Below are 1,367 nucleotides of genomic sequence, written 5' to 3'. Positions count from 1 at the left end.
AGAAGAGCCCAGTAAGTATCCTTGGTGTACGTGTTAATCCTTGTCTCATTTTCATTACTCAATATCAAAAATAAATGCAGCTATATCTATCTCAAAGCCAACTTAACTTTACGTTTTTGCCAGCACCCCAAACCATCGGGCAAGGTTTCATTAATCAACAAATAGGAGTGGGTAACATGGGTGACCTTACCGTTATTACGCCCGAGGTATTGACCTGGTTTCACTTTGTAAACCGTGCCATTCGGGGCTTGAACTAAACCAGAAACGGTGTTCCCCATACCCATCACTCCTTTTAAACGAAGTTGGCTGAGTGGGAATTTTTCTAACTTGCCAGATCTCGCTCGGTTCGGCGGTTGCCAACAATCTTTTCTCGCAACAGGTTGAGTTGCGATGGTCGCCTCTTTGGGCAATTCGAAAGGAGCACGCATCACTTCTGGGGCATACGCCACTGCGATGTATTTGTCAGCAGGTTTGAGCGTCTCCACATCTCGCCGAGCCTGGCTCTCAACACCACGAATAAAATCCGTTAATGATTCATCATTCGCCTGGCACCCGACCAATAGAGCGCTTACCAACACCGTCAGCAAAGATTTATTTCTCATCTTTCTTTTCCTCAGGCTTGAACTGATAAGTGTTTGCTCTCACTCGGAAGTGCAAAGTTTCACTCTCTTGGCTGACACGCTGCCAAGTCACGTCTTTAAAGGTGATGATGCGTGGCAGTGTGGCAATGGCCTGTGAAAAACGACCGATATCGTGGAAATCACCTGTTAGCTCGATATTTAGTGGCAATCGATACAGGAAGTTTTCAGATTGCTTTTCTCCCCAATCGATTCGAGTAAACGTTAACTTGTTGTCGATACCGAGTTCGTTTACCGACGCCAACATTGTGGCCAACTCTTTTTGTGCCGGTAGTTGTTGCAACAGCAACTCATAACGCGTAGTGAGCTCGTCCAGTTGAGATTGCAATTGAGGCAATGCAGCCACCTTGTTGGCTTTTATGCGCAATGCCACTTTTAATGTTTGCTCCTCTTGAATCAAATTGTTCAAGCGAGCCTCTTCTGGCTTTAAGTAAAACCAATAACCAAACCCTTGGATAAGAAGAACAAGCAGGCAGATCACTACAAGCTGAGGCAGTAATGGCCATTCAGCAATCTCATCCATTTCTAGATCTTGCCAATTAACCATGTTGTTTTCCCTCTTTCTTCTCTTCTACCGTGTTAAACATGAAGGACACTTTAAAGGTCTGAAACTCTTTACCGAAACGGGCTTTTCCGTGCACGATAGAGTGCATTTCAACATCCAGTAGCTTGGCAGAACGTTCCATGTTATCGAGCATGGTTGCTAGCCGAGGTGTACTGTCTGAAATA

At 45.1% G+C, this 1,367-nt stretch carries 3 protein-coding genes; all 3 read right to left on the bottom strand.

Annotated elements, in window-relative coordinates:
* Positions 1–86: 86 nt before the first annotated feature.
* Positions 87–602 carry a pilus assembly protein PilP gene (locus tag R7P35_RS24490; protein ID WP_015297395.1) on the bottom strand — a complete coding sequence of 172 codons (516 nt, stop codon included), beginning with the start codon at positions 600–602 and terminating at the stop codon, positions 87–89.
* Positions 592–1,185 carry a type 4a pilus biogenesis protein PilO gene (locus tag R7P35_RS24485; protein ID WP_005480482.1) on the bottom strand — a complete coding sequence of 198 codons (594 nt, stop codon included), beginning with the start codon at positions 1,183–1,185 and terminating at the stop codon, positions 592–594. Before R7P35_RS24485 ends, R7P35_RS24490 begins: the two co-directional genes overlap by 11 nt.
* Positions 1,178–1,367 (bottom strand): PilN domain-containing protein (locus R7P35_RS24480; protein ID WP_411978891.1); only part of this gene is annotated, 190 nt, incomplete at its 5' end. The genes R7P35_RS24480 and R7P35_RS24485, both read right to left, overlap by 8 nt.

It is taken from the genome of Vibrio sp. Vb0304 (assembly GCF_033338995.1).
GTDB classification, from domain to species: Bacteria; Pseudomonadota; Gammaproteobacteria; order Enterobacterales; family Vibrionaceae; genus Vibrio; species Vibrio alginolyticus.
The sequence above is the reverse complement of the archived record's forward strand: the minus strand, read 5'-3'. Positions and strand labels throughout refer to the sequence as shown.

Coding starts and splice junctions, on each gene's coding strand:
- R7P35_RS24490 (WP_015297395.1), bottom strand. CDS start 602: ATGAGAAATAAATCTTTGCTGACGGTGTTGGTAAGCGCTCTATTGGTC.
- R7P35_RS24485 (WP_005480482.1), bottom strand. CDS start 1,185: ATGGTTAATTGGCAAGATCTAGAAATGGATGAGATTGCTGAATGGCCA.